The organism is Sinomonas sp. ASV322, from assembly GCF_030908245.1.
Classification (GTDB): Bacteria; Actinomycetota; Actinomycetes; order Actinomycetales; family Micrococcaceae; genus Sinomonas.
The window spans coordinates 13,445-38,621 of sequence record NZ_JAVFJJ010000024.1 but is presented as its reverse complement, the minus strand read 5'-3'; the positions used below and the strand labels follow the sequence as shown (position 1 = coordinate 38,621).

Annotated in this window: 20 protein-coding genes; 6 read left to right on the top strand and 14 right to left on the bottom strand. The window is 71.4% G+C overall.

What is annotated here, in order from left to right; all coding sequences use genetic code 11:
• The first annotated feature begins 45 nt into the window (after positions 1-45).
• Positions 46-1,140: an IS110 family transposase gene (locus tag RBS12_RS19410; protein WP_307964926.1), complete on the top strand. Its 1,095-nt coding sequence runs from the start codon at positions 46-48 to the stop codon at positions 1,138-1,140.
• A gap of 289 nt (positions 1,141-1,429) precedes the next feature.
• Here the strand turns inward: RBS12_RS19410 and RBS12_RS19405 are convergent, their stop codons facing one another.
• From RBS12_RS19405 to nirB, 5 genes are all read right to left on the bottom strand, one after another.
• Positions 1,430-1,663 (bottom strand): hypothetical protein, encoded by a 234-nt coding sequence (locus tag RBS12_RS19405; RefSeq protein WP_307967811.1) that lies wholly within the window; start codon positions 1,661-1,663, stop codon positions 1,430-1,432.
• A gap of 18 nt (positions 1,664-1,681) precedes the next feature.
• Entirely contained in the window at positions 1,682-2,395 is a 714-nt protein-coding gene (deoC, locus tag RBS12_RS19400; RefSeq protein ID WP_307967810.1) for a deoxyribose-phosphate aldolase, read from the bottom strand.
• A gap of 100 nt (positions 2,396-2,495) precedes the next feature.
• Positions 2,496-3,677, bottom strand: a complete 1,182-nt coding sequence (locus RBS12_RS19395; protein WP_307967809.1) for a uroporphyrinogen-III synthase — start codon at positions 3,675-3,677, stop codon at positions 2,496-2,498.
• A 78-nt stretch (positions 3,678-3,755) separates the two neighbouring features.
• A complete protein-coding gene (gene cobA / locus RBS12_RS19390; protein ID WP_307967808.1) occupies positions 3,756-4,820 on the bottom strand; it encodes a uroporphyrinogen-III C-methyltransferase in 1,065 nt (354 codons plus the stop codon).
• Position 4,821: 1 nt separating this feature from the next.
• Positions 4,822-7,398, bottom strand: a complete 2,577-nt coding sequence (nirB, locus tag RBS12_RS19385; RefSeq protein ID WP_307967813.1) for a nitrite reductase large subunit NirB — start codon at positions 7,396-7,398, stop codon at positions 4,822-4,824.
• Between the two features lie 308 nt (positions 7,399-7,706).
• Between nirB and nirD the strand changes: the two genes are divergently transcribed.
• Positions 7,707-8,111 carry a nitrite reductase small subunit NirD gene (nirD, locus tag RBS12_RS19380; protein ID WP_307967807.1) on the top strand — a complete coding sequence of 135 codons (405 nt, stop codon included), beginning with the start codon at positions 7,707-7,709 and terminating at the stop codon, positions 8,109-8,111.
• A 158-nt stretch (positions 8,112-8,269) separates the two neighbouring features.
• Here the strand turns inward: nirD and RBS12_RS19375 are convergent, their stop codons facing one another.
• Together RBS12_RS19375 and RBS12_RS19370 are read right to left on the bottom strand one after the other, a co-directional pair.
• Positions 8,270-10,054, bottom strand: a complete 1,785-nt coding sequence (locus RBS12_RS19375; protein WP_307967806.1) for a phospho-sugar mutase — start codon at positions 10,052-10,054, stop codon at positions 8,270-8,272.
• A gap of 13 nt (positions 10,055-10,067) precedes the next feature.
• Positions 10,068-10,886, bottom strand: coding sequence for a purine-nucleoside phosphorylase (locus RBS12_RS19370; protein WP_307967805.1), 819 nt, complete (start codon positions 10,884-10,886; stop codon positions 10,068-10,070).
• Between the two features lie 124 nt (positions 10,887-11,010).
• On the opposite strand from RBS12_RS19370, the gene RBS12_RS19365 reads away from it, so the two are divergent.
• Genes RBS12_RS19365 through RBS12_RS19355 form a run of 3 tightly spaced genes read left to right on the top strand, consistent with a single transcriptional unit; the run spans position 11,011 to position 14,128 of the window.
• On the top strand, positions 11,011-12,420 hold the full coding sequence (locus RBS12_RS19365; RefSeq protein ID WP_307967804.1) for an NAD(P)H-quinone dehydrogenase: 1,410 nt from the start codon (positions 11,011-11,013) through the stop codon (positions 12,418-12,420).
• A 25-nt stretch (positions 12,421-12,445) separates the two neighbouring features.
• Positions 12,446-13,600: an amidohydrolase gene (locus RBS12_RS19360; RefSeq protein ID WP_307967803.1), complete on the top strand. Its 1,155-nt coding sequence runs from the start codon at positions 12,446-12,448 to the stop codon at positions 13,598-13,600.
• A gap of 51 nt (positions 13,601-13,651) precedes the next feature.
• Positions 13,652-14,128 carry a hemerythrin domain-containing protein gene (locus tag RBS12_RS19355; protein ID WP_307967802.1) on the top strand — a complete coding sequence of 159 codons (477 nt, stop codon included), beginning with the start codon at positions 13,652-13,654 and terminating at the stop codon, positions 14,126-14,128.
• A 362-nt stretch (positions 14,129-14,490) separates the two neighbouring features.
• On the opposite strand, the gene RBS12_RS19350 is transcribed toward RBS12_RS19355, so the two are convergent.
• From RBS12_RS19350 to RBS12_RS19340, 3 genes are all read right to left on the bottom strand, one after another.
• A complete protein-coding gene (locus RBS12_RS19350) occupies positions 14,491-16,083 on the bottom strand; it encodes an FAD-dependent oxidoreductase (protein ID WP_307967801.1) in 1,593 nt (530 codons plus the stop codon).
• Positions 16,084-16,108: 25 nt separating this feature from the next.
• Positions 16,109-18,277: a molybdopterin oxidoreductase family protein gene (locus tag RBS12_RS19345; protein WP_373886568.1), complete on the bottom strand. Its 2,169-nt coding sequence runs from the start codon at positions 18,275-18,277 to the stop codon at positions 16,109-16,111.
• A 94-nt stretch (positions 18,278-18,371) separates the two neighbouring features.
• Complete coding sequence (locus RBS12_RS19340; RefSeq protein ID WP_307967799.1) at positions 18,372-19,820, bottom strand: MFS transporter; 1,449 nt, start codon at positions 19,818-19,820, stop codon at positions 18,372-18,374.
• A gap of 264 nt (positions 19,821-20,084) precedes the next feature.
• On the opposite strand from RBS12_RS19340, the gene RBS12_RS19335 reads away from it, so the two are divergent.
• Positions 20,085-21,488, top strand: a complete 1,404-nt coding sequence (locus RBS12_RS19335; RefSeq protein ID WP_307967798.1) for an MFS transporter — start codon at positions 20,085-20,087, stop codon at positions 21,486-21,488.
• Between the two features lie 255 nt (positions 21,489-21,743).
• Here RBS12_RS19335 and RBS12_RS19330 read toward each other — a convergent pair whose 3' ends face one another.
• From RBS12_RS19330 to RBS12_RS19315, 4 genes are all read right to left on the bottom strand, one after another.
• Entirely contained in the window at positions 21,744-23,501 is a 1,758-nt protein-coding gene (locus RBS12_RS19330) for a biotin carboxylase N-terminal domain-containing protein (protein ID WP_307967812.1), read from the bottom strand.
• A gap of 221 nt (positions 23,502-23,722) precedes the next feature.
• On the bottom strand, positions 23,723-24,388 hold the full coding sequence (locus RBS12_RS19325) for a nucleoside triphosphate pyrophosphatase (protein WP_307967797.1): 666 nt from the start codon (positions 24,386-24,388) through the stop codon (positions 23,723-23,725).
• Between the two features lie 63 nt (positions 24,389-24,451).
• On the bottom strand, positions 24,452-24,814 hold the full coding sequence (locus RBS12_RS19320; protein WP_307967796.1) for a DUF202 domain-containing protein: 363 nt from the start codon (positions 24,812-24,814) through the stop codon (positions 24,452-24,454).
• Complete coding sequence (locus tag RBS12_RS19315) at positions 24,811-25,173, bottom strand: DUF202 domain-containing protein (protein ID WP_307967795.1); 363 nt, start codon at positions 25,171-25,173, stop codon at positions 24,811-24,813. Before RBS12_RS19315 ends, RBS12_RS19320 begins: the two co-directional genes overlap by 4 nt.
• Positions 25,174-25,177 lie beyond the last annotated feature (4 nt).

The window sequence follows — 25,177 nt, the reverse complement described above, 5'->3', positions numbered from 1 at the left end:
GCAGAGTCCCCTGCCCGGCCTATCCGACATGCGTGGGAGGCCCCGGTGTTCATTGAGCGTACGAGTGTTGGGCTGGATGTGCACGCCCGTTCGGTTGCCGCGGCGGCGATCGACGGCGTGACCGGCGAGCTGGTGCAGGCCAGGCTTGCCCCGTCGGAGCAGGCGATCAGGTCATGGCTGGCCTGCTTGCCAGGCCCGGTCGCCGTGGTCTATGAGGCCGGCCCGACGGGGTTCGGGCTTTGGCGGGCCTTGACCTCACGGGGGGTCAGGTGCGTGGTTGCGGCCCCGTCCCGGCTCCAGCGCCCGTCGGGGGACCGGGTGAAGACCGATGCCCGGGACGCGGTGCACCTGGCGAGGCTGCTGCGCCTGGACGAGGTCACCCCGGTGGCGGTCCCGACCGTGGAGCAGGAGTCCGCGCGTGACCTGGTGCGGGCGCGGGAGGACTGCCGCGGGGACCTGATGCGGGCCCGGCACCGGCTCTCGAAGCTGCTGCTGCGGCACGGGATCGTCTACGACGGAGGCGATGCCTGGACCGGGGCCCATGACACGTGGCTGCGCAGGGACGCGGCCCCGGCGCTGGGCTCGAGGGCGACCCGGATGGCGTTCGACTCCGACTACGAGGCCGTGCTGACGGTCAAAGCCCGCCGCGACCGGCTCGACCGCGCGATCGAGGAGCTCGCTGCGGGCAGCGAGTTCGCCCCGGCCGTACACCGCCTGGGCTGCCTGCGCGGGGTCAGCACGCTGACCGGGTTCGCCCTCGCGGTAGAGATCGGAGACTGGCACCGGTTCACCGGGGCCACCATCGGCTCCTTCGTCGGGCTGACCCCGTCCGAGCATTCCTCGGGCGCGTCCCGGGCGCAGGGGCCGATCACCAAGACCGGCAACGCCCACGTCCGCCGCCTCCTGGTCGAGGCCGCCTGGCACCACCGTGCCCGCTACGCGGTCGGGAAGACCCTTCGGGACCGGTGGGAGCTCGCCCCGGCCGCGGCACGGGCCCGCGGCGACGAGGGCAACCAGCGCCTGCACGCCCGGTGGGTGCGGTTCCTCGAGCGGCGCAAGCGCCCGACCGTGGCCAACGTCGCCGTCGCCCGCGAGCTGGCCGGCTGGTGCTGGTCCCTGGCAGTCATGGACGACGACTGACTCCCGAAGGCCGCTTCGCCACGGCGCAAGGTGCCGGCGGCAGCGCGTGGAGCCACCCGCGGCGCAACTATGAACAGACCCCCTCCTGGGGCCAACGTTCGCTCCTAGACACGCGGACCGACTCCAGCCGAACCACCGCCCTGCGGTAGCCAACCCGCGCATATCAGCCTGACCGCGCGTCGCCCAACGACACGCTCGCCGGCGCCCGCCACGCGAAGCACAGAGGCGCCGCCAGGACTCCCTCCCGGCGGCGCCTCGCCATGCCCACTTGACAGCGGACTACTCCATATCAGTTGCGGTGTTCGCTGCCCGAGTCCGAGCGGCCGAGGAACGCCATCGGGATGAAGAACGCCGCGACGAAGCCCACGATGAGGGCGGCCATGGGCCACGTGGTCGTGAGGTCGAGCCAGGAGACGAGCACAAGGCCCCCGATGAACAGTGCCATCAGGACCACGAAGATGATGATGGTGCCAGCGAGCGGGTTCTCCCTCTCGATCGGCTGGCTGGTGGCGTTCTCGGCCATGCTGTCTCCCTTGCCGTGCTAGTACGTTCCGGTGCCGGAGCCGCCGGTGACAATGGCCACGCCGGAGCTTGCGCCGATCCGGTTGGCACCAGCAGCAATCATAGCCCGCGCGTCCTCGAGGGTTCGCACGCCACCGGACGCCTTGACACCGATGTGCGGCCCCACGGTGCGCCGCATGAGCGCGACGTCCTCGACGGTGGCCCCGCCGCCGTTGAACCCCGTCGACGTCTTGACGAAGTCCGCGCCGGCTTCGGCCGCCGCCTGGCACGCGAGCACCTTCTGCTCGTCGGTGAGGAGCGCGGTCTCGATGATGACCTTGAGGATCGACGAGCTCCCGTGGACGGCCTCCGCGACCGCCTGGATGTCGTCGACGAGGGCCCCTCGGTCGAGGGCCTGCGCCGCGGCGATGTCGATGACCATGTCGACCTCGTCGGCGCCGTCAAGCGTCGCGCCGCGCGCCTCGTAGACCTTCACATCGGTCGGCGTCGCACCGAGCGGGAACGCGGCGACAGAACACGTGAGGACCTTGCTGCCGCGAAGCGCCTTCGCCGCGGTCTTGACCCAGCGCGGATTGACGCACACCGATTTGAAGCCGTGCTCGATGGCCTCGCTGCAGAGCTTGAGGATCTCCGCCTCGCTCGCCGTCGGCTTGAGCAGTGTGTGGTCGATGAAGCCGGCGATGTCGGCGGGGCTAAGGGCCGCAGGCCCGGAAGACGCAGACTCGGAAGACACGGCGAGGTCCTTTCGATCGGTTGACCCCATCGTGGCATATCCGCCGAGGGACCATCGACAGGCCCTCGGCGACGAGGCGGGCGATCAGGAGCCCGGCAGGCTATGAACGAGGGCTTCGTTCCACCCGGAGCCGATAGCCGCGTTTCACCACCGTCTGAATCAAGTCCGGAGACGGAAGGGCGTTGCGCAGGCGGTTGACCGCCATGTCGAGCGCGTGGCTCGATCCGGTCTGCGTCAGGAGCCGCGCGAGCGCGTCGCGCGGCACGACGGCCCCTCCGGCGTCGAAGAGCGCCCGGAAGAGCAGCATGGCCGCGGGCGCGAGCACGAGCTCGTCGCCCGCAACGGTCATCGTCCGCCCCCGCAGCTCGACGGGCCCCGCAGGGGTCTCGAGGCGTCGCGTCTGGCGGCGCGAGAGGTTGTCGGTCACGAGCTTGATGAGCGCGCCCATACGGAAGCGGTCGGGCACCCACGGCCGGAGGCCCGCGGCTTCGAGGGGAGCCGCCGTGACGGGCCCGACGGCGGCCGTCGCGACACGCTGCCGGAACGCCGCGATGAGCTGGGCGTGCATCCCGAGCTCGTGGGCCGCGCTGAACAGGGCGTCGACGGCCGGGGCGCTCGTGAACGTCACGACGTCGAGCTCGCCCGCGCACACCGCGGCGATGAGGGATTCGAGGCGGTCCTCGCCCTCCGGCCGCACCCAGCGGTAGGGCGTGACCGTGATGAGCTGGGCGCCGGCCGCGCGCAGACGCTCGAGCTGGGCGGCGTCCGTGTAGCCGTGGAGCTGCATGACGACGCTCTTCCCGTCCAGCCGCCCGCCCGCGTCGCGCAGGACGAGGTCGACGAGCGTCGCCGTCGTCTCGTCGTTCGAGATGCCGACGTCGGCGAGCCCGGCCGCGCGCACGGCGCCGCGGGCCTTGGGTCCCCTCACGTACAGGGCCGCGTCGGCGAGGACTTCGACGAGCTCCTCGCCGAGCCCGGACGCGTCCGCGACCTCGAGCCAGCGCCGCATCCCGTACGCGGTCGTGACGATGCAGATGTCCGGCCGCGCCGCAAGGGTGCGGCGCGTATCGTCGATGACGCCGAGGTCCTGGCCGACCGGCGCGATCGTGAGGACGGGCGCGTGGAGCACCTCGGCTCCGCGCCGTTCGAGGGCCTCGATGAGGTCCTCGGCCCGGCGATGCGACGTGACGCCGACTCGGAATCCCTTGAGGACCGTCTCGAGTTCGGCTCCGGCCGCGGCCTTGCCCGGCGCAGCTGTGTCCGGCGCCGCCTCATTTGCCATGATCGCCGTCGCTCCGTTCATCCGTGTCCCCGCCCTTCCTATCGTCCCAGTCGCCGTCGGCTCCGTCATCGCGCGGCGTCACGCATCGAGCAGCGAGGCCGCGAGATCCCGGAGCTCGCTGCGCTCGGCCGCGTGGCTTCCCAAGCCGGCGAGCCGCACGACCTCGCCGATCACGATGACCGCGGGATTCCCGCACGCCGCCGTGTCCGCCTCAGCCCGGCCGAGCTCCGTCACCGTGGTGCGCTGGCCGGCCTGGTGTCCGCGTTCGACGACGGCGAGCGGCGTGTCGAGCGGCAGGCCCGCCCTGCGCAGGCCCGACGCGAGGTGCGGGAGGTTCGCGACGCCCATGAGGACAACAAGGGTCCCGCCCGCCGCGCCGAGCCCCGCGAGATGCTCGTGCTCGGCGGGCGTGAGCGGCGCGTGGCCCGAGATCACCGTGAAGCAGTGGCTCACCTCGCGGTGGGTCACGGGGATGCCTGCGGCCGCCGGAACCGCGATCGAGCTCGAGATCCCCGAGACGATTCGCACCGGCACGCCGGCCTCGGCGCAGGCCGCGGCTTCCTCGCCCCCGCGCCCGAACACGAACGGGTCGCCGCCCTTGAGCCGCACCACATTGGCGCCGGCCCGGGCGTGCTCGACCAGGAGCCGATTGATCTCGGTCTGCGGGACTTTGTGGTGCCCGGGGAGCTTGCCGACGTCGATGAGCTGCGCCGTCGTGAGCCGCTCGAGTTCGCGCCACGGCGCGAGCCGGTCGAACAGGACGACGTCCGCATCGCGCAGCGCCTCGACGGCGTCCACGGTGAGGAGGCCGCGCGAGCCGGGACCGCCGCCCGCGAGCGTGACGTGTCCGCGCGGGCCAGCGGCCGGCTCCCGCACGATCGGCACGCCCGCGCTGCGGTAATGGTCGAGCACGGGCGCCCAGTCGCCGTCGTCGGCCTTCTTCCCGGAAGAGGAGAGGCAGCCGACGACGGCGACGAGCCCCGGGCGGGCGGGCAGCGCCACGGCCGCCATGAAGGCGCCGGGCGAGTCGAAGTGGGCGAGCGCCGCGCCCGCGCGGCGGTAGCGCAGGACCGCCTGACGGGACGCGTCCGCCTCGCCCAGGAGAACGACGGCGATGCCTTCGAGACTCATCTCCAGCTGCATGTCAGGCCTCCTCGGTTCGGGTACGGACGGGGATCGTGGCGCCGAGGGAGACCCGTTCGATTTCCTCCCGCTCTGCGGGAGTCGCGGGCCGGACCTGATCGCGTTCGGCGACGTGGACGATCGACTCGTCGATCGCGTCCGGCGCGTTGACGAATGAGCGGAAGCGGCGCAGGCGCTCGGGGTCCTTGAGCGTTGCGGCCCATTCGTCCTCGTAGGAATCGACGTGACGGGCCATGGCCGCCTCGAGCTCCTCGGCGATACCGAGCGAGTCCTCGACGACGACCCGCCGCACGTGCTCGAGCCCGCCGTCGAGCTCCTCCTGCCAGCGGGCCGTGCGCTGGAGGCGGTCCGCGGTGCGGATGTAGTACATGAAGTAGCGGTCGATGTACTTCACGAGCGTCTCGTCGTCCAGATCCTTCGCGAGGAGCTGCGCATGCGCGGGGGTCGCGCCGCCGTTCCCGCCGACGTAGAGGTTCCAGCCGTCGGCCGTGGCGATCACGCCGACGTCCTTGCCGCGGGCCTCGGCGCATTCGCGGGCGCAGCCGGAGACGCCGAGCTTGAGCTTGTGCGGGCTGCGGAGGCCGCGGTAGCGGAGCTCGAGCTTGATCGCCATCCCGACCGAGTCCTGGACGCCGTAGCGGCACCACGTCGAGCCGACGCAGCTCTTCACGGTCCGGAGGCTCTTGCCGTACGCCTGGCCGGACTCCATGCCCGCGTCGATGAGCTCCTTCCAGATCTCGGGGAGCTGCTCGAGCCGCGCGCCGAACAGATCGATGCGCTGGCCGCCCGTGATCTTCGTGTACAGCCCGTATTTCTTGGCGACGGCGGCGATGACCGCGAGCTTGTCCGGCGTGATCTCGCCGCCCGGGATGCGCGGCACGACGGAGTATGTGCCGTCCTTCTGCATGTTTGCGAGCGCGCGGTCGTTCGTGTCCTGGAGGGTTCCGCGGCCCGCGTCGAGGACGTACGCGTTGTGCTGCGAGGCGAGGATGGACGCGATCGTCGGCTTGCAGATGTCGCAGCCCGCGCCCTTGCCGTACCGGGCCATGATGTCCTCGAAGGACGTCAGCTGGAGGACCCGGATCGCGTCGAAGAGCTCCTGGCGCGACAGCTCGATGTGCTCGCACAGGGCCTTCGAGACCGTGACGCCGGCCTTCGTGAGCTCCTTCTCCAGGAGCTTCTTGAGCATCGGCACGCACGAGCCGCACTGCGTCCCGGCGCGCGTGCAGGCCTTGAGGGCGGGAAGTTCGCGGACCGGCTCTGCGCCGTCGCACGTGCCGCAGCCGTTCACCGCATCCCGGATGCTGCCCGCGCTCACGTTGTTGCACGAGCACAGGATTGCGTCGTCGGGAAGCTCGGTCTCGGGCGCCTCGCCGCCGCCCGCGGCCGAGAGGAACGCGCCGGGCTCGGCCGGGAGCTCGCGGCCCAGGAGGGGACGGAGGCTCTGGTACGGCGCGGCGTCGCCGACGAAGATGCCGCCGAGGAGGGTCCGCGCGTCGTCCGTCGTGACGATCTTCTGGTAGACGCCGCGGGCCGGGTCCGCGTAGACGATCTCGAGTGCGCCGGGCTCCTGCGCGAACGCGTCGCCGAAGCTTGCGACGTCGACGCCGGAGAGCTTGAGCTTCGTCGCGGTGTCGAAGCCCGGGAACGTCGCCTCGCCGCCGTGCAGCCGGTCCGCGACGATCTCCGCCATCGTGTTGGCGGGGGCCACGAGCCCAACGCATTCTCCCTCGAAGTTCGCGACCTCGCCGATCGCCCACACGCCGTCGACTCCGGTCGAGCAGCTCGCGTCGATGACGACGCCTCCTCGGCGGCCCAGCGCGAACGGCGCCTCGAGCCCGGCGGCGATGGCGTCGTCGTTCGCGAGACGGAGGAGCTCGTCGCGCGGCGTGATTCCGACGGCGGCGACCACGAGGTCGGCAGGCAGGACTCGCTCGTCCGCCATGCGGACCCCGATGACCGTCCCGGCGTCGTCCCCTCCTGTCTGGTCGACGAGCACCTCCGCGGGGGCGACGCCCGTGTGGACTTCGAAGCCCTTCGCAGCGATGAGCCGGCCGAGGGCCTGGCCGGCGCCCTCGTCGAGCTGGGCGTTCATGAGCCAACGGCTGCGGTTGACGACGGCCGCGTCCCCGCCGAGCTCCTGTGCGCCGGCCGCGGCCTCGATCCCGAGGAGGCCGCCGCCGATCACGACGACCTTCGGCCGGCGGCCCAGCACATGGGTGAGGCGCGCGATCTCGCGGCGGAGAAGCCACACGTCGTCGAGCGTCCGGTACACGTGCGCGGCCTCGGCCCCCGGGAAGGGAAGCTGCGCGGCATCGGAACCGGTCGCGAGGACGATCTCGTCGTAGGGGTGCCGACCGCCGTCGGACGTGTGAATCACGTGCTCGCGCGCGTCGAGGCGGACGGCCTTCGCGCCGCTCCGCAGCGTCACCCCGGGGGTGCCCCAGAAGTCGGTGTCGCCGAGCGTGAGGTCGACGTCGCCCGTGAGCGCCTTGCCGAGCGAGACGCGGTCGTAGGGGAGGTGCGCCTCCTCGGAGAGGACGGTGAGCTCGATGCCGTCGAGGCCGCGCGCCGCCATGGCTTCGGCAAAGCGATGCGCGGCGGGGCCGCCGCCGACGACGACGATGCGTCGCGTGCCGCGTGCCGGGCGGTGCTCGCTGATGCTGGGAGTGCTCACGGGGGAGACCTTCCGTCGAAGAGGCGCCGAGCGTGGCGGCGGGGGACTCATTCCAGCGTAGGAATGCGCGATTTCACCTCAGTTGCCCCGGTGTAACGGCCGATTAACTTCACGGTCACGGACGTGTTTCGTGATCGGTGAGGCCGGTTTTACTTTCGCGTGACACAAGGTCAACCCGGGTGAAACGCGTTCCTCCGTAGCGTTGAAGCATGTCGATCACAGCTCCTTCACCAGTCGGCTCCCCGGCGCTCAATGACCTCGACGGTCTCGAAGCCTCGGCAGTGCGAGTCCTGCCGACGTGGCGCAGCGTGTGCAATCTGAGCGACCTCGAGCCCGAATGGGGCGAAGCAGCGTTGCTGGACGGGCGTCAGATCGCGTTGTTCCGGCTCTCCACGGGCGAGGTCTTCGCCGTCGACCAGCGCGATCCCGCCACCGAGGCCCACGTCATGGCCCGCGGAATCGTCGGCTCGCGCGGAGACCGCCCGACCATCGCCTCGCCGCTCCACAAGCAGGTCTACGACCTGCGCACGGGCGAGCGGCTCGACGGCGAGGGCGCGCCGCTTGCGGCGTTCCCTGCCCGCGTCGTGGACGGGATCGTCCAGATCGCCGCCTGAGCTTCGCCGCCCAGGCCGCCGCGGCACAGTTCCGCCGGTTTGCCGCATCGTCGCCGACGAAACGCAGATCCGCCGGGCATAACCGGCGGATCTGCGGTCAACCGGCGCCTTTGCGGCCAACCGGCGCGATTGCCCGGGCGGCCCCGATTCGCGTGGCGCTAGAGTCCGAGCGCCTCGCGGACGTCCTCGAGTGCAGCGTCCATCGTCTGGCGCGCGGCCTGCCGCTCCGCGGCGAGCTCTGCGGACGAGTCGACCGGCCGAATGACCTCGAGATAGCACTTGAGCTTCGGCTCGGTGCCGCTCGGGCGCACGATGACGCGAGTCGCGTCCCGCGTGACCCACAGGAGACCCTCGGTCGGCGGTAGATCGTCCGAGCCGATCGAGAGGTCCACCGCTGTTTCGACAGGGGAGTCGGCGAATGCTGCCGGCGGGTCCTGGCGCAGCCGCACCATCATGGCGTCGAGCAGCCCGAGGTCGGCGACGCGCACGCTCAGCTGGTCTGTGATGTGCACGCCGTGGAGGACGTGGAGGGCGTCGAGCCGGCCGAAGAGGCTCTGGCCCTGCGCCTTCGCGTCCGCAGCGAGCTCGGCGACGAGGAGCGCGGCCGAGATGCCGTCCTTGTCCTTGACGAGCTCCGGCGCGACGCAGTACCCGAGTGCCTCCTCGTAGCCGTACGCGAGGCCCGGGACGCGCGAGATCCACTTGAAGCCCGTGAGCGTCTCGCGGTGGGCCAGGCCCGCTGCCCTCGCGATGTCGCCCAGGAGCCGCGACGAGACGATCGAGTTCGCGAAGACCGCCGTATCGCTCGCGCTGCCCTCCGCCTCGAGGCGGCGCACGATGTGCGCGCCCAAGAGGGCGCCGACCTCGTCGCCGCGGAGCATGCGCCATTCCCCGGTCTCGGGGTCGAGGGCGGCGACGGCGCAGCGGTCCGCGTCGGGATCGTTCGCGAGCACGAGGTCCGCTCCGAGCTCGCGGGCGGTCTCGAGCGCGAGGTCGAGCGCCCCGGGCTCCTCGGGATTCGGGAACGCGACGGTCGGGAACGCGGGGTCCGGCTCGGCCTGCTCGGCGACGAGCGTGACATCCGTGAAGCCCGCCTCGCGCAGGACGTCGAGCGCCGTCGACCCGCCGACCCCGTGCAGCGGCGTGAGCACGATTCGGAGGTTGCGGGCCGGGAAGAGGTCCGGGCGCGCGAGGCCGACGACGGCGGAGCGGTAGTCCGCGGCGATGTCCGGCGAGAGCACGGTCCACCCCGACTCGGCGAGCGGGACGCCGGCGATGGGTCCGACGGCGCCGATGAGCGCGGCGATCTCGCCGTCGACCGGCGAGACGATCTGCGCGCCGCGTCCGGCGTCGTCGGCCGCCCGCCCGCCGAGGTAGACCTTGTAGCCGTTGTCCTGCGGCGGATTGTGGCTCGCCGTCACCATGACGCCGGCATCGCAGCCGAGCGCCCGCAGCGCGTAGGCGAGGACGGGCGTCGGCAGCGGTGCCGGCATGAGGAAGGTCTCGATGCCCGCGGCCGTGAAGATTGCGGCCGTGTCGAGGGCGAAGACGTCCGAGTTCTTGCGCGCGTCGAAGCCGACGACGGCGCGCGGCCGCCGAGTGTTTTCGGCTTCGCCCGCGCTACGCGCCGGCGTGCCCGCGCCCTGCGCAGGCCCACCCACGCGCTGCGCGAGGAACGCGGCGAGGCCCGCCGCCGCCCGGCGCACGACGACTCGGTTCATGCGGTTCGGCCCCGGACCCAGCGCAGCGCGGAGCCCCGCGGTGCCGAACTGGAGAGACCCGGCGAACGCATCGGCGAGTTCCTGGAGCGCCGCGGCGTGGCCCTCGCCCGCCTGGGCGAGGAGGCCGCGGAGCTGTTCGGCGGTCTCCGGATCCGGGTCGGCATCCGCCCAGGCCTCTGCGCTCGCGCGCAGGTCCTCGAAGCCATCGGGAAGCGAGCTCATCACGTGATCGGCCTCAGATCTTCGCGATGACATCGGCGAGCAGGCGCGAGATCCGCGGACCCGCGGCGCGTCCGGCCTCGATGACCTCTTCGTGGCTCAGCGGCGTGGGGCTGATCCCCGCCGCGAGGTTCGTCACGAGCGAGATTCCGAACACCTCGAGGCCCGCGTGGCGCGCGGCGATCGCCTCGAGCGCGGTCGACATGCCCACAAGATCGGCGCCGATCCGCTTCGCGTACTGCACCTCGGCGGGCGTCTCGTAGTGCGGGCCCGTGAACTGGGCGTACACGCCCTCGTCGAGCGTCGGGTCGACCTCGCGGGCCAGGCCCCGCAGGCGGCTCGAGTAGAGGTCCGTGAGGTCCACGAACGTCGGGCCCTCGAGCGGGGACGTGGCCGTGAGGTTGATGTGGTCGCGGATGAGCACCGGCGTGCCCGGCGTCCACGCGGGGTTGAGCCCGCCGCAGCCGTTCGTGAGCACGAGGACGCGGCACCCTGCCGCCGCAGCGGTGCGGACGCCGTGCACGACGGCACGCACGCCCTTGCCCTCGTAGTAGTGGGTGCGGGCCCCGAGCACGAGCGCGCGCTTGCCCTCCCGCGTGAGGACCGAGCGGATCGTGCCGACATGGCCTTCCACGGCAGGGGAGGAGAAGCCGGGAACCTCGTTCGCGGGCAGCGTGGCGGTGACCTCACCGATGAGGTCGGCCGCCGCGCCCCAGCCGGAGCCGAGCACGAGGGCGATGTCGTGCGACGCCACGCCGGTGGCCTGCGCGATGTGGTCGGCCGCCGCCTGGGCGAGCACGAAGGGATCGGAAGTCGTCACCTCGGAAGTCGTCACAGGATAGAACCTATCAATCGGGGCCCGCCGTGGCACGCCTCGCACACGTCGGTGCCGCAGATCACGGGGGCGAGTGACCCACGCAGTGGTGGCGGGGCCACCCGGCGGGGCAGAATGGGTGTCCGTGACGATGAATCCCGATTTCAGCGTGCCCCACATCGCGATCCTCGGCGGCGGGCCGGGCGGTTACGAAGCCGCGTCCGTCGCGGCGTCCTTGGGCGCGCGCGTGACGATCGTCGAGCGAGCCGGCCTCGGCGGCTCGGCCGTCCTCACCGACGTCGTCCCGTCGAAGACCCTCATCGCGTCCTCGGACCTCATGACCCGCGTCGAGGAGGCCGCCGCGCTCGGCATCCACCTCGGCCACACCGACGGCGCACTCATCAAGCACGCCGACCTCCGCTCGATCAACGGGCGCCTCCTCGGCCTCGCGCGCCAGCAGTCGCAGGACATCCGGGCCGGGCTCGAGCACCTCGGGGTGCGCATCGTCGACGGGAGCGGCCGCCTCGTGGCCCCCCACACGATCGAGGCGACGACCGATTCGGGGGTCGAGACCATCGAGGCCGACGCCGTGATCCTCGCCGTGGGTGCCCACCCGCGCGAGCTGCCGACCGCCAAGTTCGACGGCGAGCGCATCCTCAACTGGACCCAGATCTACTCGCTCGACGAGCTCCCCGAGCACCTCATCGTCGTCGGCTCGGGCGTCACGGGCGCCGAATTCGCGTCCGCGTACAACGGCCTCGGCGCCAAGGTCACGCTCGTGTCCTCGCGCGACCGCGTCCTGCCGGGCTCGGACGAGGACGGCGCCGAGCTGCTCGAGAAGGTCTTCGCGCGGCGCGGCGTCAACGTCCTCTCGCGCTCGCGCGCGGCCGCCGTCGAGCGCACGGGCGACGGCGTCGCCGTCGTCCTCGGCGACGGCACCAAGGTGACGGGCTCGCACTGCCTCGTGTGCGTCGGCTCGATCCCGAACACGGAGGGGATCGGGCTCGAGGAGGCCGGCATCGCGCTCTCCGAGAGCGGGCACATCAAGGTCGACGGCGTCTCCCGCACGACCGCGATCAACGTCTACGCCGCGGGGGACTGCACCGGCGTCCTCGCGCTCGCGTCGGTCGCTGCGATGCAGGGGCGCATCGCCGTCGCCCACTTCCTCGGCGACCGCGTCCTGCCGCTCAACCTCAACCACGTCGCCTCGAACATCTTCACGTCACCGGAGATCGCCTCGGTGGGCGTCTCGGAGTCGGACGTGACGAGCGGAAAGGTCGCGGGCGACATCGTGACGCTGCGCCTCAAGAGCAACGCGCGCGCCAAGATGCGCAACACGACGGACGGCTTCGTCAAGATCATCGCGCGCAAGGGCACCGGCACGGTGATCGGCGCCGTCGTCATGGGCTCGAACGCGTCGGAGCTCATCTTCGGCCTCGCCATCGCGGTCGAGCAGAGCCTCCACGTCGACGACGTCGCCGCGACGTACGCGGTCTACCCCTCGCTCTCCGGCTCGATCTCGGAGGCCGCGCGGAGGCTGCACGTCCACATGTAGCGCGTTCGGGCGTAGGTTGGGGTGCGTGAACTGGGAGATCGACGAAGACGCCCTCATCGCCTGGCGGCGAGACATCCACGCCAACCCCGAGCTGGGCTTCCACGAGACCCGCACGTCGGGCCTCGTCGCGGAGCTCCTCGAGGGCTACGGGATCGAGGTGACCCGGCCCACGCCCACGAGCGTGGTCGGCCTCCTTCGCGGCGCTCGGCCCGGGCGGACGGTGGCGCTGCGCGCCGACATGGACGCGCTTCCCGTGGAGGAGGAGACGGGGGAGCCCTTCTCGTCGAAGGTCCCCGGCGTCATGCACGCGTGCGGGCACGACACGCACACGGCCATGCTGCTCGCCGCCGCGAAGACGCTCGCGGGCCTGCGCGACGAGCTCGCGGGGAACGTAACGTTCCTCTTCCAGCACGCCGAGGAGCATCCGCCCGGCGGCGCGGTCGAAATCGTCGCGGCGGGCGCACTTGGCGGCGTCGACGGCGTGTTCGGGCTCCACGTCATGAACCAGAAGGCCGGGACGGTCACCATTGCGCGCGGGGCCGCCTCGACGGCGTACGACGGCGGGATGCTCACCATCCAGGGCAGGGGCTCGCACGGATCGATGCCCCAGCACGGCATCGATCCCGTGGTGGTCGGTTCCGAGATCGTCCTCGCACTCCAGACGGTCGTGTCGCGGTCCATCGCGCCGGACCATTTCGCGGTCGTGACGGTCGGGAGCTTCAACTCGGGTGAGGCGCCCAACATCATCCCGGACACGGCTCATCTCGCACTATCCGTCCGCACGACCAATCCCGAGGACCGCGAGACCGTGGGGCGCCGCGTGCGCGAGATCATAGCGGGCGTGTGCGCCGTGCACGGCGCCACCTACACGCTCGATTGGGAGCCCGGCTACGAGGCCATCCAGCAGGACGACGGCGCGGCCGAGCTCGCGTTCGGCGCCGCGGCGACGGCCCTCGGAGAGGACCGGGTCGCGTGGGGCCCGGGTACGAGCGCGAGCGAGGACTTCTCCGTCTACGCGGCCCGCGTGCCCGGCTGCTTCATCTTCTTCGGCGGCGGGGACGAGTCCGAAGGCTTCCCGTTCCAGAACCACCATCCCAAGTTCAACGTCAAGGAGTCCGCGCTCATCGACGGCGCCCGGCTCGAGGTGCAGATCGCGCTCGACTTCCTCGCCGCCGAGTGAACGCGGCTTCGCCCCTTGAGCGGCCACGACGCTGAAGCGGATCATGGCGCCATGAAAAGTTCGCACCCGACGGTCGGGGAGGCAGCGGCGGCCATCGGCCACCGCCACGACCGCCTTCTGGAACGCGTGCGGGCGCTTTCGGGCGCCCTCCTCGATGCCGTCGAAGCCGGCGACACAGTCACCGCCCACGATGAGAAGGCCAACCTGGTCTCGTGGTGCGAGGACGAGCTCATCCCGCATCTGGTCGCCGAGGAGGGACCGCTCTACGGCGGGGCGCACGCGACCGCCGAGGCCGGACTGCTCGTTGAGGGGCTCCTGCAGGAGCATCAGACCCTCGTGGGCCTCGTCGACGAGCTCCGCCGAGTCGATGGCGGGGCCCGCCCCGCGGCCCTCGGCCTCGTGATCGCACGCGTCCTCGCGCTGCACATAGGGAAGGAGGAGCGCCTCCTGCTGCCCTTCATCGCCGCTAGCCCGGGCCTGAGCCTCGCGGAGGCCGTCGGGACTCTCGAGGACGTCACAGAGGCTTAGGCGGGCAAGCCGGCAAGTCACCTTCTTGCCCTGCGCAGTTACCTTCACGCCCGAAAAGTCACCTTCAATAGGACTTATTCCGCATTAAGGTAACTGCCGGCTGCGAGAAGGTAACTGCCGGCCCGGAGTCGTCAGCCGGGTGTTCTACGACGTGTGATGGCGTTGCCGCAGGGACCTGGCCGGGCTGGAACGTACTGGGGGAAGGTTCCAGCCCGGCCCAGCTGCTGGGACAGAGCAAAGCCGGCACGGTGGACAGTTCCGCTCCGGCTTCCCACTATGTCATCGCTCACACTGCCCAATAAGTTACGCCTCTACGAGGTGTATTTTTCAAGCGCTCCTGCCTCGCCGCCGTCGCCCTGCCCCTAAGCGGCGACGACGGCGAAGTGCTGTTCGATGAGCTCGCGGACGCTGTCCTTGCAGCCTCCGCAGCCGGTCCCCGCGCGGGTCGCCTTCGAGACCTCCTCGACGGTCGAGCATCCGCCCACGACGGCCTCCTGGACCGTGCCCCGGCTCACGCCCGCGCACCGACACAGGGTCGACTCGGGGCCCGCGGCCGTGCCCGGCCGGCCGAGCGAGCTCTCGGGACCGTCGAGCCGCAGGATGACCGAGCGGTCGGCGGGGAGCTCGGCACCGCTTCCGAAGAGGAGCGTGAGCTCGGCGGCCGCGCGCGGCATCCCGAGTGCGACGAAGCCCTCGAGTACCCCGTCACGCGTGCACATTTTGACGTAGCGGCCATGCGCGGCGTCCGCCCAGAGCGAGACCTCGAGCGGGGCGCGTCCGGCGGCCGCGTCGGCCTCCCAGGCTTCGGCGTCCCACGGGTCTGCCTGGACGCCGCCGGCCAGCGCGAGGTTCACGCCGCGCGCTTTGAGGAGGATAACGCCCGGCCGCTCCTCGGGCAGAGGCCCCGGTGCCGGCTCGCCGAGGAGCCGTGCGCGGAAGGAGGCCGCAAGCCAGTCGGCCTGCCGCCAGCCAGGGGCGATGAGCCCGCTCGGTCCCGAGCTGCGCTCGCACGCGGCGCACAAGTGGTCCGCGCAGCGCACCTCGGCGCAGTCGCCGATCGCGAAGACGTGCTCCGTGTGCAGCGCCCCGAGGCGGTGGTCGACGAGGACGCCGTGGCCGACCGCCAGGCCAGCCCCCTCGGCGAGCTCCTTGCGGGGCCGGGCGCCGCAGGCGAGCACGAGGAGATCGCCCTCGACCGCGGTTCCGTCGTCGAGGAGGAGCGCCCGGAAGGCGCCGTCGGGGCCGGTCGCGATGCCGGTCGCGCGGGCGTTCCGCGCGAGGCACAGTCCCTGGTGCCGCAGGATCGACGAGAGCGTCCCGCCGCCCGCTGCGTCGATCTGCCGCCCGAGCGGCCTCTCGCCGTGGTGTACGACCGTGACGCTCGCGCCCTCCTCGGACGCCGCGAGCGCGGCCTCAAGCCCGAGCACGCCGCCGCCGAGCACGACGACGCGCTTCCGGCCCCGCACGGCCTCGGCGAGGCGTTCGGCGTCCGCGAGATCGCGTAGCGCCGTCACGCCGTCGGGGAGCACGGGGTGCTGCGGGTCGGGGTTGAGGCCCGTGAGGTTCGGGATTGCCGCGCGGGCGCCCGTCGCGAGGACGAGCCGGTCGTAGGGGAATGCCGTGCCGTCCGCGAGGTGGACGTTCCGGCGGCTCCGATCGATGCGCTGGACGCGGGCACCGAGGACGACGTGTACGCCGTCGGCCGCGAGCTCGTGCGCGTCCGCAAGCTGCATCGACGCAAGCGACGTCCGCCCCACGCCGAGGTCCGCGACGAGCACGCGGTTGTAGGCGGCCTGTTCCTCTTCGCCGACGATCGTGAGCTGGGCGGCGCCCGCGACGACGGCGGGCCGGAGCTCCTCGACAAAGCGCGCCGCGACGGGGCCGAAGCCGACGACGACGATGCGCTCGGGCGCGCTGCCCCGCTCCGGGCCGGCGTGGTCAGGGATGAAGGTCACGGGCGCTCCTCACGCGGGTCGGTCCTCACGAGGACCGGCCTTCATGCTGACTTGCACAGATGAGGTCGGCGTCGGGGTCGCCGGCGGGAGGAAAGTCTGCCGGCTGGACGAGGACGCGGGTGGTCTTGAACTCGGGCATTCCCGAGATGGGGTCGGTGCGGGACTCGGTGACTTGGTTCGCGGCGGCCAGCCCCGGGAAATGAAACGGGAGGAACACGGTGTCCGGGCGGATGTCGAGCGTGAGCTCGACGCGGCAGAGGACCTCGCGTCCGGCGGCGGCCGAACCGGAGGACGACGGCGCCGCGTCCTGGGTTGCGCGCTCCCCGAGACGCGTCACCCGTACCCATGCCTTGTCGGCGACCCGCAGGCGTGCGGCCGCGGCGGGGTGGAGCTGGAGCCGCGGCTCGGGCTGCGCGGTGCTGAGGGCCGCCACACGGCGGGTCTGGGCCCCCGACTGGTAATGCTCGAGGAGGCGCCCCGTCGCGAGGTGGAACTCCTCGGGGGCCGGGCGGGATGGCGACCACGAAGGCGTCGCGGCCCGCACGGCGACGAGCCGAGCCCGGCCGTCGTCGTGCGCGAAACGCTCGGCGAAGAGGCGCGGGGTCCCGCTCGAGCCGGCAGGATACGGCCAGTACACCTCGGCCCCCGTGTCGAGGAGCTCGTACGAGACGCCCGAGTAGTCCGCGAGACCACCCCGCGAGGCGCTCCGCAGCTCCTCGAAGACCACCTCGGGCTCAGTCGGGAAGGCCGACGGGGCGTCGAGCAGCTCCGCGAGGCGGTTCATGATCCACAGCTCGGAGCGCGCGCCCTCGGGGGCCTCGACCGCGCGTCGGCGCCGGAGCACTCGGCCCTCGAGGTTCGTCATCGTGCCCTCCTCCTCGGCCCACTGCAGGACCGGGAGCACGACGTCGGCCTCGCGCGCGGTCTCGGAGAGGAAGAAGTCAGACACCACGAGGAGGTCAAGCCGGCGCAGGCCGTCGCGGACCGCGGACACGTCCGGCGCGGAGACCACCACGTTGGCGCCGTGCACGAGGAGCGCGCGCACGCCGTCGTCCGTTCCGAGGGTGCGCAGAAGCTCGACGGCGGGGAGCCCCGGGCCGGGGATGCTCGCCTCGGGCACGCCCCAGACCCGGGCCATGTGCGCGCGGGCGTCGGGGTCGGTGATCTTGCGGTAGCCGGGGAGCTGGTCGGCCTTCTGTCCGTGCTCGCGCCCGCCCTGCCCGTTGCCCTGGCCGGTCAGTGTGCCGTAGCCGCCGCGCGGCGAGCCCGGGAGGCCGAGGAGGAGCGCGAGGTTGATCGCGGCCGTGACGGTGTCGGTGCCGTCGGCGTGCTGCTCGATGCCGCGGCCCGTAAGGATGTAGCACGAGCCGGTGCGAGCGGATTCCGCGAGGCGGCGCGCGGTCGAGCGGATGAGGTCCGCGGGGACGCCGGTGGTCGCCTGGACCCGCTCGGGCCACCACGGCGCGACGGACCGGATCACCGACTCGAGTCCCTCGGTCCGCTCCGCGAGGTACCGCGAATCCAGGAGCCCATCGTTGATCACGACGTGCGCCAGGCCCAGAAGAAGGACGAGGTCCGTGTGCGGGGCCGGCGCGAGGTGAGTTCCGGCGCCGTCGTCCGTCAGCTGGGCGGTCGCCGAGCGTCGCGGGTCGACGACGACGAGCCCGCCCGCCGCGCGCGCCCCGGCGAGGTGCTGGACGAACGGCGGCATCGTCTCGGCGACGTTCGAGCCGAGCATGAGGATCGTGTCCGCTGTGTCGACGTCCGTGAGCGGGAACGGGAGGCCGCGGTCGATCCCGAAGGCGCGATTGCCGGCCGCGGCGGCCGAGGACATGCAGAACCGGCCGTTGTAGTCGATGCGGGACGTGCCGAGCGCGACGCGCGCGAACTTGCCCAGAAGGTACGCCTTCTCGTTCGTGAGGCCTCCGCCGCCGAAGATTCCGACGGCGTCCTTCCCATGCTCGGCCTGGATGCGGCGGAGCTCGTTTGCGACCCGCTCGAGTGCCTCGTCCCACGTCGCGGGACGCAGCGCGCCGTCGGCGTCGCGGACGAGGGGCTCGGTGATCCGCTCAGGGTGCTGAAGGAGCTCGGCCGCCGTCCAGCCCTTGCGGCACAGGCCGCCGCGGTTGGTGGGGAAGTCGCGGCCGGTCACCTCGACGGGAGCCTCGCCTCCCTCGAGCGGCGTGAGCGACATCCCGCACTGCAGCGCGCAGTAGGGGCAGTGGGTCGCGGTAGCCGTGGGTTGGGTGGGCGGGGCGATCCGGGCGGGATCCGCCGGCTTCGTCACGTCAGGCTCCGGTCCGTGCCACGGCGCTTCCGCGGCGCAGGTAGCACGCCCATGAGACGACGAGCATGAGGGCGTACGCGCCGACGAAGCCGAAGAACGCGGGGACGTACGAGCCGGTCGCGCTGCTCGACGCGCCGAGGAGCTGCGGGATCGCGAACCCTCCGTACGCGCCGATCGCCGAGATGAGGCCGAGGGCCGCCGAGGAGAGCCGGGCGGTGTACGACGGCGCCGCCCCGGCCTTCGCGGCACGGCTTGCCCGGGCGAAGATCACCGGGATCATGCGGTACGTCGAGCCGTTGCCGATGCCGCTCGCGGCGAACAAGGTGAGGAAGAGGACGAGGAAGAGCCAGAAGTTCTTGAGGGGGAGCGTTGCGATGAGCCCGAGCGTCACGACCGCCATGACCGCGAACGAACCGACCGTGATGCGCGCGCCGCCGAAGCGGTCCGCGAGCTTGCCGCCGTAGGGGCGGGCGAGAGACCCGACGAGCGGGCCGAGGAACGCGAGCGAGAGCGCGGCAGCGCCGACGGCGAAGGTGGAGTAGGTCGGGAACAGGTCCTTGATGAGCTTGGGGAACACGCCGCTGAAGCCGATGAACGAGCCGAATGTGCCGATGTAGAGGAACGCGACGATCCAGAGGTGTGGTTCCTTGAGGGCTGCGAGGGAGCCCGCGACATCGCCCTTCGCGTTCGAGAGGTTGTGCATGTTCCGCCACGCGCCGAAGGCTGCGATGAGGATGAGGGGAACCCACATGAGTCCGGCCATCGCGAGCGTCGCACCGCCGTTCTTGGTGCCCGTGACACCGGTCACGACGACGGCCGTGAGGCTCACCGCGATCGGCACCGCGAGCTGAGAGACCGCCGCGCCGAGGTTGCCGCCCGCCGCGTTGAGGCCGAGCGCCCAGCCCTTCTCCTTGGCCGGGTAGAAGAACGTGATGTTGGCCATCGAGCTCGCGAAGTTGCCGCCGCCGAAGCCCGCGAGTCCGGCCGCGAGGAGCATGACCCAGAATGGCGTGGACGGGTTCGAGACGCACGCCGCGAGGCCGAGAGCCGGGATGAGGAGCAGCAGGGCGGAGAAGATCGTCCAGTTGCGGCCGCCGAAGCGGGACACCATGAACGTGTAGGGGATGCGCAGGGTCGCGCCGACGAGGCTCGGCATCGAGATGAGCCAGAACGTCTGGCTCGTGTCGAACTTGAAGCCAGCCGCGGGGAGCGAGACGACGACGATCGACCACAGCTGCCATATGACGAAGCCGAGGAACTCGGCAAAGATGGACCACGCGAGGTTCCGGCGCGCGATCGCGCGGCCCTCGCCCTCCCACTGGGCGGTGTCCTCGGGGTTCCAGTGCTCGATCCAGCGGCCCGCACGGAAGTCGAGACGGAGGCCTCCGGTGGGGGCCGCCGTCGTCCGCTGTCCTACAGCTGGGGCTGCTGCGCTGGGTTCAGTGCTCATGGGTTCTCCTGGGGTGCTCGGGGAACTGAGTGGATCGGTTCTGCTTTCAACGCTAAGAAGCGCGCGTTTCGGCCAGCGTCGCCGGGTGTAAACAGGCCGTGACATCGACCTCTCCTCTCACGCGGTTCGCGGGTGAGCCGTGAGGTCAGTCTCGGAATGCGGACCGAGTGTCCGAGTCGTGGACAGCCTGTCTAGGATGGCGCATACACACCCTGTGCACCCGTGTCAACGGGCAGTCCGGCATGCGAAAGGCGCGTTGCAGCTATGGCTTCACCAGCGGTCGCCCGATCTTCGGCCGAGGAGACAGCGAACACTCGCGGGCGAGTGATCTTCTCGAGCCTCATCGGCACGACGATCGAATTCTTCGACTTCTACGCGTACGCGACGGCGTCCGTCCTCGTCTTCCCGAAGCTCTTCTTCCCGAACGCGAGCGACCTCAACGCGCTCCTGAGCTCCTTCGCGGTGTTCGGCGTCGCATTCGTCGCGCGGCCGGTCGGCTCGGTCCTGTTCGGCCACTTCGGCGACAAGCTCGGACGCAAGGGCACGCTCGTCGCGTCGCTGCTCACGATGGGCCTCTCGACGTTCCTCGTGGGCGCCCTCCCGCCCGCCACGACGCCCGGGTGGATCGTCCTCGCCCCGCTGTTCCTCGTCGTCCTCCGCTTCGCCCAGGGCGTTGCGCTCGGCGGCGAGTGGTCCGGCGCGGCGCTGCTCGCGACCGAGAACGCCCCCGCTGGCAAGCGCGCCGTGTGGGGCACGTTCCCGCAGCTCGGCGCCCCGATCGGCTTCATCCTCGCGAACATCCTGTTCGTGGTCCTCCAGGGGACCCTCACCGCGCAGCAGTTCGCCGACTTCGGCTGGCGCATCCCGTTCCTCGCGAGCATCGTGATGGTCGCCGTCGGCCTCTACGTGCGGCTCAAGCTCGTCGAGAGCACGTCATTCCAGAAGGTCGTCAAGGCCGAGAAGATCGCCAAGGTTCCGATCGCGGCGACGTTCAAGCACCACTGGCGCGCCGTCGTCGCCGGCACGTTCATCATGCTCGCGACCTACGTCCTCTTCTACCTCACCACCACGTTCACCCTCAGCTACGGCATCGCCCCGGCCAGCGTCGAGGCGGCCAAGGCGGCCGCCGCGAAGGCGGGCAAGGCGTTCAATGCGGCCGACTTCGTGCCCGGCCTCGGCATCCCGCAGCCGGAGTTCCTGTGGATGCAGATCATCGGCGTCGTCTTCTTCGCCGTGTTCACGGTCGTTTCGGGCCCGCTCGCCGAGAAGTTCGGACGCCGCCGATTCCTGCTCTGGGTGACCTCCGGGATCCTCGTGTTCGGCCTCGCGTGGGGCCTCATGTTCGGCCCGGGCAAGGCCGCCGCCATGGTGGGGCTCATCGTGGGCTTCACGCTCATGGGTTCGACGTTCGGGCCGATGGCCGCGATCCTGCCCGAGCTCTTCCCCTCGAACGTGCGGTACACGGGCTCGGCGGTCGCGTACAACCTGTCCTCGGTGATCGGAGCCGCCCCGGCGTCCTTCGTCGCGACAGCCCTCTGGAAGGCCGGCGGCGGCAGCACCGTGTGGGTCGGCGTGTACCTGGCAGTCGCCGCGGCGCTCACGTTCGTCGCGCTGTTCGTGACCCGCGAGACGCGCGACCGGAAGTTCGAGGACAACATCGCGGCGTGAGGCCCCGTCCCCGTGACCGGAGCCAAGCGCCCCAGAACCTCCGCCGAGCTCCCCACGTTCACGGCCGGCCGCCCCAAGACTTGGGCCGCTCCGGCGTGCCGCACCGGCGATTCGGTGCGAAACGCCGCGGATTGAATCGTGAAGTTGGGGAACCCGGCGGGGTGGTTGGGGAGGTCGGGCCAGAAGCAGGGGAGATCGGAACACGAACGGAGGGCCGGCGCACCGCGCCGGCCCTCCGTTGTCGTTCGATCCGGGTCAGTCCTCGATCGTCGCGATCACCGCGCCGGCCGTGACCGTCTGGCCGGGCTCGGCCGTGAGCCCGTGGACGGTGCCGGAGCGGTGGGCCGTGATCGGCTGCTCCATCTTCATGGCCTCGAGCACGACGACGAGATCGCCTTCCTCGACCTGCTCGCCGTTCGCGACGGCAACCTTGACGATCGTGCCCTGCATGGGCGCCGTGAGCGCGTCGCCGCCCACGACGGCAGCGGCCGCACCGCCACGAGCCGAGCGCGGCTTCTTCGCCTTCGCCTTGCCGGCCTTCGCGATGCCGCCGAGCCCCGCGGGGATCGTCACCTCAAGGCGCTTGCCGCCCACCTCGACGACGACGCTCTGGCGTTCCCCGGCGTCGTCGCCCGCTGTCGCGGGGACCCCGGACCACGCCGGGATGTCGTTCTCGAACTCCGTCTCGATCCAGCGCGTGTGTACCTCGAACGGGCCCGACGCTGGAGCGAATGCGGCGTCCCGCACGACGGTCGCGTGGAACGGGATGACGGTGGGCATGCCCGTGATCTCGATCTCGTCGAGCGCGCGGCGGGAGCGTTCGAGGGCCTGCCGGCGGGTCGCGCCCGTCACGATGAGCTTCGCGAGCATCGAGTCGAAGTTGCCGCTGATGACCTCGCCGGCCTCGATGCCCGAATCGACGCGGATGCCGGGTCCAGTCGGGTACTTGAGCGTCTCGACCGTTCCGGGGGCCGGCATGAAGTTGCGGCCCGGGTCCTCGCCGTTGATCCGGAATTCAAAGGAGTGACCGCGGACCTCGGGGTCCTCGTAGCCGAGCGCCTCACCGCGCGCGAGGCGGAACTGCTCGCGTACGAGGTCGATCCCCGTGACCTCCTCGGACACGCAGTGCTCGACCTGGAGCCGCGTGTTCACCTCGAGGAAGCTGATCGTCCCGTCCTGGCCCACGAGGAACTCGCACGTGCCGGCACCGAGGTAGTGGGCCTCCTTGAGGATCGCCTTCGAGGACTCGTACAGGCGCTTGTTCTGCTCCTCCGTGAGGAACGGCGCCGGCGCCTCCTCGACGAGCTTCTGGTTGCGGCGCTGGAGCGAGCAGTCGCGCGTCGAGACGACGACGACGTTCCCGTGCGCGTCCGCAAGGCACTGCGTCTCGACGTGGCGCGGCGAGTCGAGGAACCGCTCGATGAAGCACTCGCCCCGGCCGAAGGCCGCCGTCGCTTCGCGGACGGCCGATTCGTAGAGCTCAGGGATCTCCTCGAGGGTGCGCGCGACCTTGATGCCGCGCCCGCCGCCGCCGTACGCGGCCTTGATCGCGACCGGCAGACCGAATTCGCGCGCAAACGCGAGCACCTCATCGGCCGATTCGACCGGGTCCTTCGTGCCCGGGACGAGCGGGGCGCCGACCTTCTCGGCGATGTGCCGCGCGCGCACCTTGTCGCCGAGCGCGGCGATGGACTCGGGGGACGGGCCGATCCACGTCAGGCCCGCGTCGAGCACGCGCTGCGCGAACTCCGCATTCTCGGAGAGGAAGCCGTAGCCGGGGTGGATCGCGTCGGCGCCCGAGACGCGGGCGGCATCGAGGATCTTGTCCATCACGAGATATGACTCGGCCGCCGTCGTCCCGCCCAGCGCAAACGCCTCGTCGGCGAGGCGAACGTGCAGCGCGTCTCGGTCCGGCTCGGCGTAGACGGCAACGGACGCGATGCCCTCGTCGCGGGCGGCGCGGATGACGCGCACTGCGATCTCGCCGCGGTTGGCGATGAGGACCTTCGTCATGGGCTTGCTTCCGGCGGTGAGGGACAAGGCTTCTCCGTTCTGTACTGCGGAGAGCCTAGCGCTCCTTTGGTGGATTCGCCCATATTGATGGCGGATTCGGCGGGGGAGCGGTGGATCCTTTGTTGGGGTTCTACAAAGAGGCCTCCTCGCCGCGCACGCGGCAGCTCAGCGGGCGACGGCGGCGGCCCAGAAGTCGGTGAGGCGCACGTTGGCCGGTCTGCTCAGCGGACGACGGCGGCGGCCCAGAAATCGGTGAGGCGTACGTTGGCGCGTGAGAGGAGCGTGCGCAGCGTCGAGATCGAGAGGCCGACGACGGCGTGAGGGTCGCCGTCGACGCGGGCCAGGAAGGCGCCGCCGAGGCCGTCGATGGTGAACGAGCCGGCGCAGTGGAGCGGCTCGCCGGTTGCGACGTAGGCGGCGATGTCGTCGTCGGACATCTCGGTGAACTCGACCTCTGCCGAGCAGAGCTCGCCTGAGCTCGACACGATGCCGTCCCGACAGTCCACGAGCCAGTGCCCCGTGTGGAGGATTCCCGACCGCCCGCTCATGGCGCGCAGCCGCTCAGTGGCGACCTCGACGGTGTACGGCTTGCCGAGAGCCTCGCCGTCGAACTCGAACACCGAATCGCAGCCCAGCACGAGCGCGCCCTCCACCTCGGGGAGCGACGCCACGGCCTCGGCCTTGGCGCGTGCGAGGAGGAGCGCCATGTCGGCGGGGCTCGCGTCGGGGTGGCCCGCCACGACGGCGTCCTCGTCCACGGCCGAAACCACGATCCGGTGCGGGATCCCGGCCTCCGCGAGGAGCTTGGTCCGCGCGGGGGACTTCGAGGCGAGGACGAGCGGTGCGAGGGCGCCCGACGACGGAAGGCTGGGTGGCGTGGCAGTCACGCCGCCCAGCCTATCGCCACGGGGTCCCGGTCCGGCCCGGCCCGCGGGGCTTCGCAGCGGTCGTTATTTCGTGAGGAGAATCGACACCGTGGTCGCGGCCGCGAGGGCGAGGAGGGATAACGTTGCGGTCCGCATGAGCGCGGGGGAGGGCGCCGCGTGCCCCCTTCTCAGGGCGCGGCCGCGGTAGAGGACGCAGAGCGCAATGACTGCGGTGGCTGCGGCCGCGACGGCGGCGGCGATCCCCAAGGCGTCCGTACTGCCCTCGATGCTTCCCTCGTGACGGTTCAGGGAATGGGCCCACGAACGCCAGATGAGCAGATCCGAGACGAGCAGAGCCAGGAGCGTGCGGCCCCAGGCGAGCGAGGTGCGTTCCGGCTGGAGCCCGGGGTCGCGGTCCCCGTCGTGCGCGCGCGTCTCGGGTGTCACCGCGAGAAGAGGATCAGCGCCGCGAAGACCAGCGCTGCCATGGCGACGACGAGGGTCATGGCCACGAGCAGCCACGCGTGGGGGAGCTCGCGCTTGTTGCGCATGGCCTGTTCCTGCAGGGACCAGCGGCGGTACGCCTCGAACGCCAGGAGCGCCCCGATCGCGGCCAGGGCCAGGCACAGGGAGATGCGGATCGGGGCGGGCGCGATGTCCGGCGTGAGCTGGTCGATCGCGATCGACCCGGCCAGGATGGCCATGGACGTACGGATCCATGCGAGGAACGTGCGTTCGTTCGCCATCGAGAACCGGTAGTCCGGCATCTCGCCCTCGCGGCGCCACTGCGGTTCCTTGAGCTTCATGCGG

What these genes read in the sequence shown, in the direction of transcription:
- RBS12_RS19335 (WP_307967798.1), top strand. Translation starts at nt 20,085, where the DNA reads ATGGCTTCACCAGCGGTCGCCCGATCTTCGGCCGAGGAGACAGCGAAC.
- nirD (WP_307967807.1), top strand. Translation starts at nt 7,707, where the DNA reads ATGTCGATCACAGCTCCTTCACCAGTCGGCTCCCCGGCGCTCAATGAC.
- RBS12_RS19405 (WP_307967811.1), bottom strand. Translation starts at nt 1,663, where the DNA reads ATGGCCGAGAACGCCACCAGCCAGCCGATCGAGAGGGAGAACCCGCTC.
- nirB (WP_307967813.1), bottom strand. Translation starts at nt 7,398, where the DNA reads ATGGCGGCGCGCGGCCTCGACGGCATCGAGCTCACCGTCCTCTCCGAG.
- RBS12_RS19395 (WP_307967809.1), bottom strand. Translation starts at nt 3,677, where the DNA reads ATGGCAAATGAGGCGGCGCCGGACACAGCTGCGCCGGGCAAGGCCGCG.
- cobA (WP_307967808.1), bottom strand. Translation starts at nt 4,820, where the DNA reads ATGCAGCTGGAGATGAGTCTCGAAGGCATCGCCGTCGTTCTCCTGGGC.
- RBS12_RS19340 (WP_307967799.1), bottom strand. Translation starts at nt 19,820, where the DNA reads ATGAGCACTGAACCCAGCGCAGCAGCCCCAGCTGTAGGACAGCGGACG.
- RBS12_RS19315 (WP_307967795.1), bottom strand. Translation starts at nt 25,173, where the DNA reads ATGAAGCTCAAGGAACCGCAGTGGCGCCGCGAGGGCGAGATGCCGGAC.
- RBS12_RS19355 (WP_307967802.1), top strand. Translation starts at nt 13,652, where the DNA reads ATGAAAAGTTCGCACCCGACGGTCGGGGAGGCAGCGGCGGCCATCGGC.
- RBS12_RS19375 (WP_307967806.1), bottom strand. Translation starts at nt 10,054, where the DNA reads ATGAGCTCGCTTCCCGATGGCTTCGAGGACCTGCGCGCGAGCGCAGAG.
- RBS12_RS19345 (WP_373886568.1), bottom strand. Translation starts at nt 18,277, where the DNA reads ATGTCGCTCACGCCGCTCGAGGGAGGCGAGGCTCCCGTCGAGGTGACC.
- RBS12_RS19330 (WP_307967812.1), bottom strand. Translation starts at nt 23,501, where the DNA reads ATGACGAAGGTCCTCATCGCCAACCGCGGCGAGATCGCAGTGCGCGTC.